The sequence below is a fragment of the Idiomarina sp. MD25a genome, assembly GCF_001870515.1.
Taxonomy (GTDB): Bacteria; Pseudomonadota; Gammaproteobacteria; order Enterobacterales; family Alteromonadaceae; genus Idiomarina.
Genome location: NZ_MDGT01000003.1, coordinates 285,824 through 300,474, shown reverse-complemented (window position 1 = coordinate 300,474; position 14,651 = coordinate 285,824). Strand labels below are relative to the sequence as shown.

Genomic DNA, 14,651 nt, shown 5'->3' with positions numbered 1-14,651 from the left:
ACAAATATGTGAGTAATTACTTACCAGCCAACCTCTTGCCAGTAAATTTGCCGATCACTGCCTCGATAGATACCAAATACACCAAGGGCTGTGGGGTTATCGTCATAACTATTATCACCGTCCCAATCATATTTTAAAAATGAGGGAACGTTCAGTTCGAAAGTAAATTGTAACGGGTTTGGCCGCGCTAACCAACGCAAACGCTCGTTTATACCCGTTTCGTCACGCGCGAGCCGCCCTTCAAACAATCGTTGCTGTGAAGGCGACGCCGCTAATTCAAGATCGGCTAAGCTATCGCCGCCTTCAATAATCTCGGTCGCATTGATATCAGCACCCACTACATCATAGCAACTATTACTCGTGTGCAACTGGTAGCCAAACCCGTCCCAATACTCGATGCCACCATCAATTAATAAATCTTCGTTTTGAGGTGCAATGCTATTGGTAAGGTTGAACCGTGCAAACAGCAGGCGCGCCGTATCGTAACTGGCATAGTTCGGACCGCTATTCGGCGATATCAAATCCGTTGTTTCAGCAAGTAACGAGTAGTAATTGTCGTCTTCTCCGTCATTCACCCGCAAACCGAGCGTGTACTCTTCGTAGGGTCCTTCTTCGCTTTGTCGTTGATAGATAATGGACGGGTCAACCAACGTGCCAACTCCCGTGTCCCAATCAATGACCAGTTCGGTCTTATTCAATCGATCAAGTTGAATCGTATCCTCCGGGTCAGTAGCTTTATCAAACGCGCCCACTTCGAATACCGCTTTTGCGTAAGCGTCTTGATAGTTCTCTGTCACCTCACCCAGCGTGTTTACCGCCTCAAGCCGCAACGCTGGGTCTAACTGCTGCACATCACCAATATAAAGAAACGGCTCCGTGCTACTGCACACATTAGTAAAGCCGTTGCCTGTATTTAGCTCAAAAGCCGCAGGAATAAATCGACCCACGTCATGAGCTTGCACAACATTGCCCGAATTAGGCTGATGATACTGCGCCAAGTATGATTGTCCTGCGATCTCTGCGGTCACGGTGGCAAAGCCTACTTCTGAATAGGTCAATGTATCATTGCTGAAGGTGGCTGGTGCGCTCATGGTAAAGGCTGTGTAGTCAGAAAGCTCACCATTCTTATTGGTGACAAGTCCTGATGCTGTCGCGTTGCTATCGAGCACCAAGCCAGCAGCTTGGATCTCATTACCAAAATTAGGGGTAATATCACCGTTACTGTTGCGTGCTTGCAGTTCCATTTTAAAAGGCTCACCGGCTTTGGCGATAATATCGCCTGTATAGCTATTGCTATCCAACTGTGTATGACTGGCCTCAATGCTTGCCGGCGTCCAAACAAAGGGATCCGAAGTGCCCTGTAATACCACGCCATTGTCTAACTGTGCGCGTGCTGAAACACTGGTTGCACCTGCATCACCATAATTCAATTCAACGGCGGCTTCGCCATCGACAAAGTCAACAGGCACCAAGCCCCAGTCGTCTCGAGTCGGCACTGCCGTATCGTTAATGTTGAACTGCGCTTGGGAATAGGTTGATACATCCTGGCATACTTGTGGATCAATGCACTGTGCACGCATCTCGATGGTGTTGATGGACTCAAGCACTGCCTCACACGCAAGTGTCTGGTCATTAGTCTGCACCGCACGCAATTTTATGCCCGAGGTCGTTGTGCCGGAGGTTTGACGCGCAATACTGTTAATAGCGCTTGCGTTATCATCGACAAACACAAAGCCCGCGTCATTGACTTGCAGTGTACAGTCATCGCTCGCTTCACCGTTGACAAAACACTGCACCGGGTTAGCGGCGACGGGTGACGCTGAGTTATCGGTGATACCCAAACGATAGCTACCTGCGCTATTGGGCTGTAAACCCAACACAGTACTTCCTGTAAAGGTGGGTGTCGCGTTACTCCAAGTACCATTAATGTCGCTGAGTGTGACAGTAGCCGGTTCGTTGTAAAGTGAACTGCATTCGCTGTCCTGACACGCGCTTAGCTGAACCTGTGCGCCATTACAAAGCACAGTCGGACTCGAAAAAGCGAGTCGATAGTGATCGACTTGTTCATCGACACCGCTGCCAGGCAACGAGCACACACTAAAATAGTTAAACTCGTGGATGTTCGTCGAACCACCGGTACTGCCGGTAAAACTGATCGTAAAGCGCTGTGGCAGTTGGGGTTGGATAGCCGAAATATCGCTATTATCGTAAATCGTAGTATAAGCATTGCCGGTACCGGTAAGATCGCGCTCGACAGAGACGGCCACATTTTGTTGGTCGCGGTTGTCGATGCGCACGCGATACAAATGACCCGGAGCGGGTATAAAGCTATTACTTTCATCAATGCCGGGAACCAGCTGCTCCGACGCCCCGATGAATTGATACTGGGTATTGACGTTACCGGTCTCCGCGCCTCTCAACACTACGCGATCACGGGTTTGCGAAAGCGCGAGCGAGCCATCACCTAAGCCCCCCACTCGGCCTTCGGTCGCACGCGAAAAGTTACCATATTCGTCAAAACCGACACCGAGCCAACCACCGTTGAAGCCATCATTGTTATTGCCGTTTGCGTAGCCCAGTGAACCGCCATAGTTGCCCGGCTGTGCCACTTGATTGCTATCTGAAAATACCAATGCAATCCCGTCAGCACCGCTACCTGCGTAGGCATACATGCGGAACACCACTTCGGTTAAATGTCCGCGTGCAGGCACTGATTGATTTAATGATAGCGCTGTGGATTGATTATTTTGATTGCTGGTCAGTCTGATTCGGCCGTTGACAATACTCGGCGACGTGCTGTTATTAAACGTCGTTGCGGTCCAATCTTGAGCAAACGAACTACTATTAAGTTCAGGCACCACACAAACTTGCTCTTGTCCGCCACACAGTGTGCGCTGTTGTTGCAGGTCGCGGATCTGTCGTTCAGAGAGTGCTTGGTCAAACACACTCAACTCATCGAGAAAACCACTGAAATAACGTCCTGCGGTGCCTTGATCGGCACCTACCTGCAATGGATCGTTATTATTTGCGACACCACCGGTAAAATTAGCTGTGCCTGCGACTTCACCATTGATAAAAATCGTTTGCGCGCCATTTTGATACCGTATCGCAACATAGCTCCATTGGTTTAACGGTACCGCCGATTGACTATTAAACTCTTGTATTTCTCCTGTCGGCGTATTCCACCACCAATTAATGGTTCCATCACTGCGCAGGTGAAACTCATAGTTCTCATCTTTTGACACTAATGTCATCAACCCAGACGGCGGGTAGCGCTGCGGCTTTACCCATAAACCGATCGTAAAGGCATTACTCAGATCGAGCATGGGCGCGTCGGCGACTTCAAGGTATTGTTGTTGAATATTGTCAAAGTAGCCATAACCACAGGTGCCGAAGCCATTATCGTTAGTCACCAATGCTGAGCCTGAGTCTGCGCTATAACGTTGCGCTCCGTTGCGTGCCACGCCATTCAAGTTGTTGATAGAGCTATCAATAACCTCGCCAGCGTTACCTTGCCAATCATTACTATTCATCTGCCAGCGCAGCACGGCGTCTGGCAATTCGGCCGGTTGCGCTGCACAGAATTGCCCACCCGCGAGTGGTACCGCTGGCGCTTGATAATTCACCTCGATATCGTAGCGGTCGTTGTAATAATACGAACTACCTGCCACGCTAATGGCACCATTGACTCGAACCCGCTCGCTCTCGCGACTCGATTCATAATAGGTAAAGTCTCCAGCCACATAGATGTAGCCATTAATCTGAACGTCCTGAGCAATGGTCAAATCGCCGTTCACGATAAGCATAAAGGCGTTTGGGTCGCCACCGACATTAATGCGACGTCCAGCTTGAATGGTTAAGTCGCCATCAATGTAAACCCGCGAAGTCGGTCCATTGGTCTGGTAGTTCTGTCCGATATCGTTAAAGTTGCCAACGCGTAAATAATCAATGGGGTCGAGCTGCTGAGGTAGGTTGGTGCCATAGTCTTGGTCGGGTAAGGTAATGGTATCAACTTCGTCGTTACCGCGATAATCAAAACCGTCAGCCCACACGGCACTACATTGGGGTAATGCACCGCTACTGGTACAGGGGCGCGTACGGGTATACAGTTCGCTGACACGTTGACTGGAATACACGCCGCTTGCGACAGTGACTTCATCGAGCGAGCCGTTAAAACCAAAGCCTTGAAATTGCTGACCGCCAATATAAAGCTCTGGGCTAGCGCCGATATAATTCAGTGTAATCGATGCAGGTAAGCTTTGCGTAGCTACCAAACTATTATCAATATATAACGATAAACGTCGGTTACTATTATCAAACGTCGCTGCTAAGTGGTGCCAGTTGCCGTCAAATACCTGATTGCCGTCAACACTGACATTGTAGATTTGACCAAATATCGACCGCACTTCAAAGTACAAGCGTCCGTCACGCGTGCGGCGATAGACCTCAAACCGTCCAGCACCGCCTTCCGTCGGTCCCTCACCATACACAATGAGCGTTTGATAGTTATCTTGGGCGTTTTGTGCGTTGGCTGAGCCATTAAACCACATCGATAAACTCACACTGTTTTGATTGGCCAATGGCGTAACATTGGGAATTTCGACGTAGTTATTACCATTAAATCGACCGTAACGACAGGTACCTTCACTGCCCGGACGCGCAGGGTTAAATGCACTGGTATACGCATCTTGTTGAGCGAAGCCTGCGTAATTATTTCCAACACTGTTCACTACCTCGCCGGCACTGCCACGCCAACGGTCTTCATCAAAATGCCAGTCACCCACAGGCGTATGGTTATTATTAGAACTCGGCACGCATGGGCCTTCGTTATCATTGATATTGCATTGCCGATCGACATTAAACTGCCCGTTGCCACAGGCTCGCGGATTGGGTGAGTCGGTGCAAGGCGCATTGATGTATTGCCCATTGATACGGCCATTATTACTTAGCGCCCCATCGACATTCACATTACCGTTGATTTCGGCATTAGAATTATTAACCAGCGCCCCTTCGACATCAGTGCTACCGTTAATCAATCCGTTATTGGTCAATGAGCCGCCCGCTGTTACAGGCCCGTTGATACGCGCATTGCTGTTGTTGGTCACAGCGCCAGCAGCGACGACTTCCCCGCCAATGCGGCTATTGTTGGTCACGCTACCACCACTTGCTACACGCCCACTCACGCTGCCATTGCTATTTACGGACACATCGCCATTAGTTTGGATGCTGCCCTGTAAGTCACTGTTTAGCGTGACACCGCCGGTGGTCTCAACATTGCCCACTAATTCAGCGTTGCTGTTTAGGGTTAGTCGCCCCGAGACAACCACGAGTAGCTCAACGGATGAGCGAGCATTAACTTCGGTATTGACCGAGACATCACCTGTTAGTTCTAAACGTATGGGGGAGGTTTCGAATACTACGCGGTCACGACTGTATACCTGGTTAAATACATTGCTTGGACAACGTATGACCGTCACGCTGCTCTCATTCTGGACACGGCACTGGTTAAAGACGTTATTATTTTTGCTTACATCATCGGGCAGCTGATATTGCTTTGCGAGCGCCGATACTGACATCAGCGCAGCAGTGAGCAGTAAGGTTAACCATACTAGCCAACCTCTCATTCAATCGTCCTCGCTTCCATCGCGAGCAGACGCTCGGTGGTTTGACCCCCTGCCTCACATTGACCCAATGCTTCAATGCGGTAGTGGGTATCGTCTGCGGTGTAATCAAACGCTTGGCAGCTCAGGGTGACTGAGCAGTTTGCTAAGGATGGAATGCCGCTTAAGTCCACCGGAGTTCCGGTTACGGCAGCGCAATTGGCCATCGGTTGGTTAAGTGGAAATAATTCGTACATTCCCTGCTGCAAGCCACTTTGTGCAGCGGTGTAGGCGCGCGTACCATAGACTTCAACGACGACACTGTCACTACTGGTGGTCACTAACCGTGATAAGGTCGCGACCAGCAATCCTGTCACCACAATCACAAAAATCGCGACAACCAGCGCACTGCCTCGTTGTGAATGATAGCTAAGGGGCATTGGGAATATGAACCTCTTGACTGAAGAATAAACGTTCATCATCTATACTAGTAAATTGAATGAACAGATGCACAATATTATTTTGTAGCAGCGTGGCTTGGTCGACTTGAAAAGCGGGCTCCCCCAGTGCGATATTGGCGACTTGCTCTGCCATTACACTGCGCTCGGCGCTCGGAAAGCTACCCGGTATAGGTTGACTCACCTGCCAACCATAATTGCTATAGCGCACTATTTGATTGCTCTCTACACAATAGCTCACTGGCGGTTGCCCGATAAACAAACGTTGCCGAGGCGAGCGTTGACTAAACACTGAGCCAGCGTCTAAATCGAGCAGTTGTTGGTACGTGCTATCATCGTTGGCGGTCGTCGTCGCCAGGGTCGCCGAACGACCGGCATCAGCATCATAAATGTGTGAGCTGAGCGTAGCGAAGATAAACAAACGATCCGTTTCAGTTATCGTCTCCCATACTTCTGATAGTGAGACAAAGGTCAGTTGCTCTGGATCGCTGTTACGAAATGGCGCATTGTAATAGGTGCCTGCCGCACGGATCGGCACAAACTCTAAACACTGGCCACTAGCGGCGACACGTGCACTATTGGGCACAGAGTTACGTACCTCGCGTGTTAAGCGTTCAATTACAAAGCGACTCTGGTCAAGGATCCGCACTCGCTCAGCACCACTGGCGTACATTCGTGAGCCAAAGCCAACAAACTGAAAGGAAAATATCGCCACAATCGCTAACAATACAATGACGATAACCAGTTCCACTAGGGTAAAGCCGCGATTACGCATCACCAGTTCCCCCTCAGCGCAGCAAATTCAATGATTTGTTGCTGCGGCGTGCTCACACTGACGACGATACGTTTGAGCGTGTCGGGTTGTTGGTAACTGACTCTGACCTGCAACGCGAATCCGCGATAGTCATCCGTTAAGCTCTGCGCCAAGGTGTCGGCAACCTCAGGACCGCTGAGCTCGAGGCAATGATAGTCGTCTACGTCATCGAACTCGGTACGATCGGCTTCTTCCCTAAAGGTCATCGCACTCGGATCGGTTGGACAGTTGGCAGGTAGTGTCGTACAGCTTACTCCCGGCTCTCCGCAGCGGGCTTCGCCAATGGCGCTGGAGCCATTTTCATCAAATCGGCGGGAGAGGATTTCGTTAATCAGACTCTGGCCCAGCTCGGCGGCGCGCACTTGTTGCCACGGGTCTACACTTTGCCTAAACAGCGGACCCATGCCTGCCGTTACAACCAAAGTGATAATACCCACAACGATTATGCCGGCAATAATTTCGATGAGCGTGAAGCCGCGTTGATGCTTGCTAACAGCCATAAATGTAACCTTCGCGGTTGATACACACCGACTGGTTTGCGCCGTTCGCTTCTGTAAAGGTTAGACGGCAGGCTTGGCTACCGCTACAAATCAGCCCTGAGGCATCATTCGGTCGTCCAAGTGGACCAAACTCAATGTCTATCGGCAAACTCACCGAGTCACCGTTACTGTCGGTAACCGTCAAGTTCTTGCCTCCAAAGTCGGCCATTTGGTTGGCACTGTCTTCTGACGCTGCTAGGGTTGAGCTGCCTGCACCACATGAGGGAGTGGTCGCTAAACCGAGTGCGTTGTTTTGAAGTACCGCAACGTAGCAGTCTGCTTGCGTATTTTGCATCGCATTGAGTTGTACATTGCGTAAAATAGATAGGGCGCGTTCGCGCAAAACTAAACTTTCGGTGCCACCGGAGCCAATAAACAAAGGCGCTGCGCCAACCGCGAGAATAGCCACCACTACTAAAACAATAATCAGTTCTACTAGGGTGAAGCCTTTCATAGGAGAGACCTTAGATATTCGGCCCGCCGAGACGGCGAGCCGAGATTCGACCATTAAAAAATGGTTGGATTAGTTGTCACAGCCGTCAACGTCGATTGAGACTTTTGGTGGTGTATCTGTACTATCAGCAGCCACATAAGATACGTAGCAAGATGCATCAAAAATTTCATCTGCAGTTGATGTATCACTCAAAGAGCCAAATCCAGCAGGCGCAATATAGAACGTGTCCGCTGCCGCCGTTCCAGAACCATCGCCTGAAGCAAATACCCAATCATCACCATTTGTACCCAAGTTAGCAGCTTCGACAATCCCACTAGCATCAGCGGTGGGATAGCCGTTAGCAATAGTTACATCACCAACTTTTGTAGAAAAGTCACCCTCAACCGCTGCTTTCGCATAAACAGTTTGGTAAGCGCCTTGGATATTACCTTTCAAACCTTTAACAGCAGACTCACGAGCGTCACCCGAGAAGTTAAAGAACTGAGGCGCTGCTGTCACGGCAAGAATACCGAGAACAACAATAACAATAATAAGCTCGATGAGCGTGAAACCTTTTTGGTTGCGCATGATTACATTCTCCATTGAAATAAAATAAGTTCTGGTGCTGCGTTAGTTATTGTTACTAAACACGTTTACACCACCGTTCCTTGGGTTGTAGACAAACGAGTTACCGGTTGTCTGATAGTCATTACCCGAGGGTAAAGGACTAATTCCTTTAATGGTGTTCACTAGATAGTAAACACACACTTGATTGGTACCTTGCCCTTGCGCCGCAGAGGCGTTTGGATCGTCCGTTGCGTAAGTATAATAACGGTACTCATCAATCGCACCGCCATCACCTTCCGCCATCACCGTGGGTGAACCTTGCAAAATAGCCGTCATTACAGTGCGGCAATCTTCATTACTGAGCGTGACGTCGGTCGCCGTGTCGTTGTTGCCACTGACGGGATAGCCTGTATCGCCATCCACATAGACCGGCACGCCATCCATCTGCAACTCAGCGCCTGCCCCGTCCGTGCCACCTTTAGGTCGTCCGCGCAGTTCCCACTCACCGCGCACAATGCCCACCGCGCTGGCAAAGCCACCGGCAACACCTTCAATAGCTGAGTCCTCTGCATCTGCGGTGACATCGGTAAAGCGAGGTAAAGCAGAGGCTGCTAACAAGCCTAGAATCACCACCACGATGATCAACTCAATGATTGTGAAACCTTGTTGCCGTTTATCCATAGTCAGCGTCCTTTATCATTTCTCGTGATATTGTATAACGACATTTTTACAATTCATAGGTCGAATTTAGCGTTTTTTGCCCGGATTTGACCTGTTTCAGCGTTGTATTCCTGCCATAGCTTTTGTTCAATTCTAAATGAGCACGTTTGACCCTCAACCGAGCCCGTTAATTGGCTTGGCGCATCAGCGAGGCGTTGCCAAAGTTCAACGCATCCTTGTTCAACCGCCGGCCAACCTTTGCTGTTCATTTGGATGCTTTGCTCACTACCACTTATGTTAAGTGAGACCTGTTTAGGTTTACCTTCGCGCATCCACTCTGCGCGTGCCAGTAACAACGAATCATTAAAGCGTCGTAACTCCATATCGCGCTTGGTTTCTTGCCAACCGCTATCGTCCCCGGGTGCAAACCAGATCCATAACGCTACCCCCGAAAGCACGAGCACGCTGATGACGACAACAACATTTTGCAATAAACTCCGAAAACTCTGTTCGCTTTGCGCTTGGTTTTTCATTACCGTCCCTGATAGGCATTCATCATGTCCCACATTGGGGTGAAAATACCCAATGCTAAAATAAGCACTAAAATTGCGACGAAGCCGATCATGACAGGCTCAATACGCGCGGTCAGTGTTTTCAGATCGTAGTCAGTCTCACGCTCATAGTAATCGGCAACTTCCTTTAACAACGTATCACTGCGACCCGTCTCTTCGCCGACCACGATCATTTGTAATACCAGGGGTGTAAACAGCTTTGATTGACGTGCGGCACGCGAGAGATTCTCACCCCGCTCAATGGTGCGGCGAATATCTAAAATCTTACTTTCCATGTAAGCATTATCGACGGCTTCGGCTACCAAGGATAACGCCTGCGTCAAGGGCACCCCTGCCGATAACATAACGGAAAAACTGCGCGCGAAACGCGATAAAATTGAGCGCTCTAAAATCGACCCGATGATCGGCATGCGCAGTTTCCACCTATCCCATAACAGGCGCCCACTGTCGCTGTTTACATAAGCTCGAATACCAAAAAAAGCACCGACCATGGCAACCAACATGAGTGGCCAATAGGCAACGAAAAATTCCGAGGTGCCCAGCAGCGCTCGAGTTGCCCAAGGAAGCTCGACCTTAAAGCGGCTGAACATATTGGCAAAAGTCGGTATCACAAAAATGTTTAGCACGAAGAGCGCCACCACCAAAGCAATCATCACAAAGGTCGGATATCGCGTCGCCGCTTTAATGCGTTTTCGGGTATCTTGCTCTTTTTCTAGATACAGTGCCAACTGCTCGAACGACTCTTCTAATTGACCCGTGTTTTCACCTACGTGGACAATCGCGACTATCAGGCGCGAGAATACTTTTGGGTGCTGTGACATTCCTGCCGACAAGGTTCGACCTCGTTCAAGCTGCCCATGGACATCGCGTAGCGCGCGTTCTAAACGTTTGTTCTGCGTGGTATCGGCGAGTCCCTCAATGGCGCGCAAAATGGGAATACCCGCATTCGTTAATGAGTACATTTGGCGACAAAAGATAATCAATTGGTCAAGCTCAACACTTGGCTCTGTCATCGCCTTCAGTTGTTGCCACAGCGTGCCGCTTGATTTATTGATTTTTGTGTTACTGACTTTACCCTTACTTGCCGCTACATCGACCGGGATCAAACCTCGCTGCATCAGCGCCTGAGCGGCTGCTTTGGCATCGTTTGCCTCAACCGTTCCCTGCTGCATGCCGCCGGATTTGTCACGCGCTTTGTAGCTAAACTGCATGGTTAGTCATCACTCTCATCACTTTGCGCCAGCTCACTAATATTGGTCGCAGCGACGTTTTCTTCGACGCTCTCGGCGAGGAACAACACTTCATCAATGCTGGTTACACCTTGTTTAGCAAAGTCGAGTGCAACGTTGGCCATTGAGCGATAGCCTTTAGCGTTCTTAGCCGCCTCAGCAAAGCGTTGAGTATCCTCTTGCCGTAATGCCTCCATCATGGCGCTGTTCATTTCAAGTAGTTCAAACACACCGATACGGCCTCGGTATCCAGTGTGGTTACAATTTTGACAACCTACACCCTTTTTAAAAGGCTGGTCGCAACTACCTTTCTCCAAGTGTTCAAGTATCGCGCGTTGCGCTTCGTCCGGTGTGTCATCGTGGGCACAGCGCTCACAGACACGCCGTACCAACCGCTGCGCAATAACGCCGCGTAATGCCGCCGCAACGAGGTAAGAAGGCGCGCCCATATCAATCAAACGCATGGCGCTGGTAATCGCGTCGTTAGTGTGTAACGTTGATAGCACCATGTGACCCGTGATCGCACCGCGTAGGCCGATTTCGACCGTTTCGTGGTCACGCATCTCACCCACCATGATAATGTCCGGATCCTGACGCAACGTGGTGCGCAACACGCGGGCAAAGTCGAGTCCAATTTTGTTGCTCACTTGCACCTGTGAGATTCGCGGTAAACGGTATTCCACAGGGTCTTCTACGGTAATGACTTTCTTTTCTTCGGTATTGAGTTCACTCAACGCGCCATAGAGCGTAGTTGTTTTACCCGAACCGGTTGGACCCGTTACCAGTAACATACCGTGCGGGCGATGAATTAAGTGACGCACGCGCTTGAGGATATCCGGCGGCATACCGACTTGATCCAACGATAAAATACCGCTGGACTGATCAAGTAAACGCATGACACAGGCTTCGCCGTACTGCACCGGCATGGTGGATACACGCACATCAATACTGTGTTTTTTCACCTTGATGTTGAAGCGTCCGTCCTGAGGTAAGCGGCGCTCGGAAATATCCAGTCCTGCCATCAGTTTCAGGCGTAAAACCAGCGCATTGGCGATATTGGTCTCATCAAGAATATTTTCTTGCAACACGCCATCTACCCGTTGGCGAATGCGCAACATATTTTGATCGGGTTCGATATGAATATCCGAGGCGCGTACTTGTACGGCGTCTTCGAAAATCGACTTTAAAAGCTTAGCGACCGTTGCATCATCATCGTCGTCATCTAAGCTATCCGCACCGAGCGTGAAGTCTTCGGTTTCTTCATATTCTGTCTGCAACTGACTCGCGAAGGTCTCAATTTCTTTGGTGCGTCGGTATAAACTATCAAACGCTGACAGCAACTCTCCTTCAGAAACGACCGCCAGAGTAATTTCGCGTGGCGCGAGATGCTGAGTTACCGCATCAACCGCAGCCAAATCTGCCGGGTCGCTCATCCCCACCAGCGCCGTATCGCTATCGGCCTCAATCACTAAAGCACGGTAGCGGCGCGCTTGAACTTCTGGCAGTAATTGCACGTCTTTCGGGTTAATTTTTTTGTCGGCGACGCTGACACGCTCAAGCTTTAATTGCTGGGCTAAGAAGTCGAGCAACTGTTCTTCGGTTATGTACTCGAGATCAATCAGCGTAGCGCCGAGCTTACGCCCGCTTATTTGCTGCTCTTGCAGCGCACTTTCAAGTTGCTCTTCACTGATGACCTGCTCATGTACCAGCAAGTCACCCAGTCGCATTTTAAGACGAGGTCGCTTCATCCTGCTCTACCAATAAGTTGAGTTGTTGCTCGATAAAGTCGAGTGTGGGCGCATGTTGAATTAATTTCCGTGCACGCTTAAACGCACTTACGGCATTTTCAGTTTCGCCTAACTGCTGTTGCGCAATGGCTTGACCTAGCCACCAACGACCCTGTGTCGGTTGTGCTTCAGTGAGAGCTTTGTAGCTCTGAGCCATTACGACCCACTGATTCAATTGCTGGGCGAGTTGCGCTTTTAACCGATAATATTCTAAGTAGTCACTCACCTGCGGCTGCGCTTGGTGTAACAATGTCAGCGCCAACTGAGGTTGTTCACGTTTTTGCAGCATTTTAGCGGCAAGTAACCGTAGTTCATGCGCTTTGGGGTTCAGTTCGAGTCCGGTGGTTAGTACCTGCAGCGCGTCCTGCCAACGATTACGGCCAAATTGGAGTGCTGCCAGTTGGCGACGTGCTTCAATGTGATTGGGCTCAATGCTTAATACGCGCTGCCAATGCTTTGCAGATTCGCTCAGTAGTCCTTTGTCCGCTGTCTCATGTGCTGCGGTAATTTCACGCTCGATGAGCTGTTGAGGGGACAATTCAACCGATTTTTTCACCAATGCCGGTTCTGGTGTTGGTTCGGACTCTGAGTCAGCTTCGGGTTTAGAAACTATTTGAGGTTTCGATTCTGACACTGCCTGTACTGCTGTATCCGCTTCCCCTATCGACTCCGCTTCAACGGGCACCGGCTGAGGTTCAGGCTTTACGCTATCTACCTTTTGCGCATTGGCAGTTGAGGGCGTTGGTTGCGGCTCCGGCGTTGTTGCTGGACGGACGAAATCACTTTTTTGTGAGTTCGGCGCCTGCTGTACTAACCGAGGCTGTGATTGCTCATCGCTTTTTGCATCAAGTGAGCGGCTATCGCCGGCCCAGTAGGTCCAGCTAACGTAGCCGGCGACAAGGGCGATCACCAGCAGTATTAGCGCTGCAATGGCAAGCGCCCAAGGCAAGCGTGAGGATGGCCCCGCAACCGCCGAGCCACCACTGAGTTCGGCCTCGCCCGGCTTTTGTCCACGCTTATCCAAATCTTTTAACACTTTATTCAATATACTCATGCGACAGAATTCCACGGCCAAGCGGGGTGTTCAAACGTTAAGCCAAGTAATGCTGAAGCGCCCACCAGCACTAATAGCAATGTCCATATCATCAGGCGCACGACCGGCGAGCGATAGCGCGTATCTGCGGTATCCTTAGTTGCCAATTTTAAATCCTTATGTGACAACCTTTTCCGTCCTTCACCGTAAGCCAATAACAGCATTTTATGTGCCAGCACATTCACCAACCGCGGAATACCGCGACTACTCTCATACAACGCGGAAACCAAACCGGCTGAAAAAATCGGCTCGCCTTTGTATCCTGCGATACGCATCCGGTGGCCGATATACTGCGCGGTTTCACGTGCATTCATGGCTGTCAGCCGATGTGAAAAGGTGATGCGTTGCCTTAACTGACGAAAGTTATGTTGTGCCAAACGTTCATCAAGCTCGGGTTGCCCGACCAGAATAATATGTAGCAATTTACGCGATTCAGTCTCTAAGTTCGATAGTAGCCGCAACGCCTCTAGACTATCCTCCGGCAGCGCCTGCGCTTCATCCACAATCAACACGACCTCACGCCCAGACTGACTAATTTCTAGCAGTCTCTCCTGCAATGCGCGAGCGAGTTGGTGTTCACTCCCTACCTCGGCGGTATCAACGCCCAACTCTTGTGCCACCGCACGCCTCAATTGATCGGGGCTGAGATAAGAATCGGGCACATACGCGGTGTAGAAATAATCAGGTATTTCTTCTAGCAAGCGCCGACATAGCAGTGTTTTACCCGTACCGACCTCGCCAGTAACTTTGATAAAACCTTCACCCGTATTCAAGGCCGTTAACACCACTTTAGCCGCTTGATCGTGACTTTTCAGCTCACAGTAAAACTGTGTATTCGGTGTTATGGTAAACGGCAGTTGATTCAGCCCGTAATGATACAAGTACATAGCGATTCAACG

General features: G+C 50.1%; 12 protein-coding genes. All 12 read right to left on the bottom strand.

All coding sequences use genetic code 11. The features are described from left to right. Nucleotides 1-20: 20 nt before the first annotated feature. Nucleotides 21-5,624 (bottom strand): DUF6701 domain-containing protein, encoded by a 5,604-nt coding sequence (locus tag BFR57_RS05535; protein WP_071463031.1) that lies wholly within the window; start codon nt 5,622-5,624, stop codon nt 21-23. Further along, nucleotides 5,621-6,040, bottom strand: a complete 420-nt coding sequence (locus BFR57_RS05530; RefSeq protein ID WP_083405049.1) for a hypothetical protein — start codon at nt 6,038-6,040, stop codon at nt 5,621-5,623. The genes BFR57_RS05535 and BFR57_RS05530 overlap by 4 nt, the downstream gene beginning before the upstream one ends. Further along, entirely contained in the window at nt 6,030-6,833 is an 804-nt protein-coding gene (locus BFR57_RS05525) for a prepilin-type N-terminal cleavage/methylation domain-containing protein (RefSeq protein WP_071463029.1), read from the bottom strand. The genes BFR57_RS05530 and BFR57_RS05525 overlap by 11 nt, the downstream gene beginning before the upstream one ends. Then, nucleotides 6,833-7,372 carry a prepilin-type N-terminal cleavage/methylation domain-containing protein gene (locus BFR57_RS05520; protein WP_071463028.1) on the bottom strand — a complete coding sequence of 180 codons (540 nt, stop codon included), beginning with the start codon at nt 7,370-7,372 and terminating at the stop codon, nt 6,833-6,835. Before BFR57_RS05520 ends, BFR57_RS05525 begins: the two co-directional genes overlap by 1 nt. Then, nucleotides 7,362-7,865: a prepilin-type N-terminal cleavage/methylation domain-containing protein gene (locus BFR57_RS05515; protein WP_071463027.1), complete on the bottom strand. Its 504-nt coding sequence runs from the start codon at nt 7,863-7,865 to the stop codon at nt 7,362-7,364. The genes BFR57_RS05520 and BFR57_RS05515 overlap by 11 nt, the downstream gene beginning before the upstream one ends. Nucleotides 7,866-7,934: 69 nt before the next feature. Next, entirely contained in the window at nt 7,935-8,432 is a 498-nt protein-coding gene (locus BFR57_RS12950) for a type II secretion system protein (RefSeq protein ID WP_071463026.1), read from the bottom strand. A gap of 42 nt (nt 8,433-8,474) precedes the next feature. Beyond that, nucleotides 8,475-9,092 (bottom strand): prepilin-type N-terminal cleavage/methylation domain-containing protein, encoded by a 618-nt coding sequence (locus BFR57_RS05505; protein WP_071463025.1) that lies wholly within the window; start codon nt 9,090-9,092, stop codon nt 8,475-8,477. Nucleotides 9,093-9,145: 53 nt separating this feature from the next. Further along, on the bottom strand, nt 9,146-9,604 hold the full coding sequence (locus BFR57_RS05500; protein ID WP_071463024.1) for a hypothetical protein: 459 nt from the start codon (nt 9,602-9,604) through the stop codon (nt 9,146-9,148). Beyond that, nucleotides 9,604-10,854: a type II secretion system F family protein gene (locus BFR57_RS05495; RefSeq protein ID WP_071463023.1), complete on the bottom strand. Its 1,251-nt coding sequence runs from the start codon at nt 10,852-10,854 to the stop codon at nt 9,604-9,606. The genes BFR57_RS05500 and BFR57_RS05495 overlap by 1 nt, the downstream gene beginning before the upstream one ends. 2 nt (nt 10,855-10,856) lie before the next feature. Beyond that, complete coding sequence (locus BFR57_RS05490) at nt 10,857-12,620, bottom strand: GspE/PulE family protein (RefSeq protein WP_071463022.1); 1,764 nt, start codon at nt 12,618-12,620, stop codon at nt 10,857-10,859. Further along, nucleotides 12,601-13,713: a tetratricopeptide repeat protein gene (locus BFR57_RS05485; RefSeq protein ID WP_071463021.1), complete on the bottom strand. Its 1,113-nt coding sequence runs from the start codon at nt 13,711-13,713 to the stop codon at nt 12,601-12,603. Before BFR57_RS05485 ends, BFR57_RS05490 begins: the two co-directional genes overlap by 20 nt. Next, nucleotides 13,710-14,639, bottom strand: a complete 930-nt coding sequence (locus BFR57_RS05480; RefSeq protein WP_071463020.1) for an AAA family ATPase — start codon at nt 14,637-14,639, stop codon at nt 13,710-13,712. The genes BFR57_RS05485 and BFR57_RS05480 overlap by 4 nt, the downstream gene beginning before the upstream one ends. Nucleotides 14,640-14,651: the final 12 nt, after the last annotated feature.

Coding starts and splice junctions, on each gene's coding strand:
- BFR57_RS05535 (WP_071463031.1), bottom strand. CDS start 5,624: ATGAGAGGTTGGCTAGTATGGTTAACCTTACTGCTCACTGCTGCGCTG.
- BFR57_RS05485 (WP_071463021.1), bottom strand. CDS start 13,713: ATGAGTATATTGAATAAAGTGTTAAAAGATTTGGATAAGCGTGGACAA.
- BFR57_RS05480 (WP_071463020.1), bottom strand. CDS start 14,639: ATGTACTTGTATCATTACGGGCTGAATCAACTGCCGTTTACCATAACA.
- BFR57_RS05505 (WP_071463025.1), bottom strand. CDS start 9,092: ATGGATAAACGGCAACAAGGTTTCACAATCATTGAGTTGATCATCGTG.
- BFR57_RS05495 (WP_071463023.1), bottom strand. CDS start 10,854: ATGCAGTTTAGCTACAAAGCGCGTGACAAATCCGGCGGCATGCAGCAG.
- BFR57_RS05520 (WP_071463028.1), bottom strand. CDS start 7,372: ATGGCTGTTAGCAAGCATCAACGCGGCTTCACGCTCATCGAAATTATT.
- BFR57_RS05500 (WP_071463024.1), bottom strand. CDS start 9,604: ATGAAAAACCAAGCGCAAAGCGAACAGAGTTTTCGGAGTTTATTGCAA.
- BFR57_RS05515 (WP_071463027.1), bottom strand. CDS start 7,865: ATGAAAGGCTTCACCCTAGTAGAACTGATTATTGTTTTAGTAGTGGTG.
- BFR57_RS05490 (WP_071463022.1), bottom strand. CDS start 12,620: ATGAAGCGACCTCGTCTTAAAATGCGACTGGGTGACTTGCTGGTACAT.
- BFR57_RS05525 (WP_071463029.1), bottom strand. CDS start 6,833: ATGCGTAATCGCGGCTTTACCCTAGTGGAACTGGTTATCGTCATTGTA.
- BFR57_RS12950 (WP_071463026.1), bottom strand. CDS start 8,432: ATGCGCAACCAAAAAGGTTTCACGCTCATCGAGCTTATTATTGTTATT.
- BFR57_RS05530 (WP_083405049.1), bottom strand. CDS start 6,040: ATGCCCCTTAGCTATCATTCACAACGAGGCAGTGCGCTGGTTGTCGCG.